Source organism: Kosmotoga sp. DU53 (assembly GCF_001639905.1).
In the GTDB taxonomy this organism is placed as follows: Bacteria; Thermotogota; Thermotogae; order Petrotogales; family Kosmotogaceae; genus Kosmotoga; species Kosmotoga olearia.
On the sequence record NZ_JGCK01000085.1, the window covers coordinates 1 to 1,765 of the forward strand.

Sequence of the window (1,765 nt, forward strand, 5' to 3'; positions counted from 1 at the left end):
ACGCATGAGGCCTCAGGTTGTTGTAAAAAGACAGATATACCTTTAGTTTTTCACACAAGTCTTCAAGATTCTTGAATTCGTTGTTTCTTACGAATTCCCTTTTCAAAGAAGAGAATGACGATTCAATAAATGCTTGCGAATCCGGATTCCTTACTATTCCAAATTCATGGATTATATTTTCTTCATTCATGTATATTCCCGTATCTAATGCTTTAAATTGGCTTCCGTTATCCGTTCTTATTATTTGTGGTTTTGCTCTTTTTGTGATCGCTATTTTCATTAATTGAATGAAATGTTCCTTTTTGCAGCTTTTACCCACATATGTTCCCACTATGCTTCTGTCATACACGTCTATTATGTTCAGTATCGCTGCATTCCCATCTTCACGTGTTTTTACGAATGTTATATCCGCTTCCCACAATTGGTTCGCTTTTGTCACTGTTATTGAACGGCTTCGAGTGTATGGATGCCTTTCACGCCTTTTGTACTTCCCAACAAGTCCAAGCTTTTTCCTGAGTCGGTGCAATTTCTTGTGATTTACTATGATTCCGTATACGTTCCGGATATATCTGGCTATCTTTTTTGAACCCATGTACTTCAAATAATATTCCTCTTGTAAAGGAGATTCGATCGCATTAAACCACAGCAGCAGTTTTTCTATCTCTTCGTCTTTTGTGATACCTCCAAAAACATTAAAGGCATAACCTCTTTCCTTTCTTCCTCTCCTGCCTTTCAGGAAAAAGCCCGGATTCTTGCTCCTGTAATAGCTGCTTCTTGGTATCTCTAAAACTTCAAGGACGAAGCTTACACGAAATCCCCAATTTATGTACTTGTTAGCAATACAGAGGATCGTAATATCTGTTACTTTTTTCCCTGGTTCTCTTCCATGTTCGTTTTTTTTAATTTTTCCTTGAGTATTCTTATTCTCAGGTCTCTCTCAGCAAGTTCCAATTTCAATCTTTCCAATTCAGCCTTCATTTCTTCAGGATCATCACTGTGTTCTTTATCTTATCCAGGCCGAGCTCTTCTTTAAGAAAAGCAGGTATCTTGCTTTCATCTGCTATGAATGAAGGCTTCCTTTTCGGAGGCTGGAACGCATTTTCTTTGTATCTTTCGTAGCGCTTTACCCAACTCATGATAAGTGAAGCATCCACATCATATTCGACTCCCAATTCTCTGTAACTCTTGTCTGTCCCTAAATACTCCTTAACCAATTTGATTTTGAATTCTGAACTGTATCTTCGCGGTGTTTTTCCTTTCATTCCTTTTACCCCCTTTTTCTTTCCTTTATTCTATGCTGTTGTTCTCCTTTTGTCCAATCCTTTTAGGGGGTAAATATGCTTTTTGATCTTTACGTACAACGCACAACGTACAACCGACAACGGGTTTCATCAGCGTCACAAGCCTCAACCTCGTGAGCGTCAACGTCGTAAGCCTCCTGGACGAAGTCCACCACTTCCGCCGCGCAGCGGCTATCTCGGACTCTCGGTTCTCGGATCTCGGTTGTCGTTATATGAATTGGCACGATTTTGTATATAGATAGTCGAGGCAAAAATTTCAATTTTTAGAGGAGGGGTATTAAATGAGAAAAAGAGGATTTTCACTCGTTGAACTTTTGATCGTTTTGGCGGTTATCGCTGCGTTAATCGCTACAATCACACCGGTTGCTTTGAATGCTATCAAGAAGGCACAGGCTACAAAGGTTGCACAGAACCTGAAGACACTCGCCAGTTCCTTTGAGAACAAGGCATATGTTGATGGCGTA

1 protein-coding gene and 1 pseudogene are annotated in these 1,765 nt (G+C 39.9%); one reads left to right on the forward strand and one right to left on the reverse strand.

Annotated features, from left to right (window positions below):
* Positions 1-1,262, reverse strand: a pseudogene (locus tag DU53_RS12065) (IS3-like element ISKol4 family transposase); the annotation flags it as partial.
* Between the two features lie 320 nt (positions 1,263-1,582).
* Between DU53_RS12065 and DU53_RS11595 the strand changes: the two are divergent.
* A partial coding sequence (locus DU53_RS11595; protein WP_153020862.1) for a type II secretion system protein occupies positions 1,583-1,765 on the forward strand: 183 nt, incomplete at its 3' end.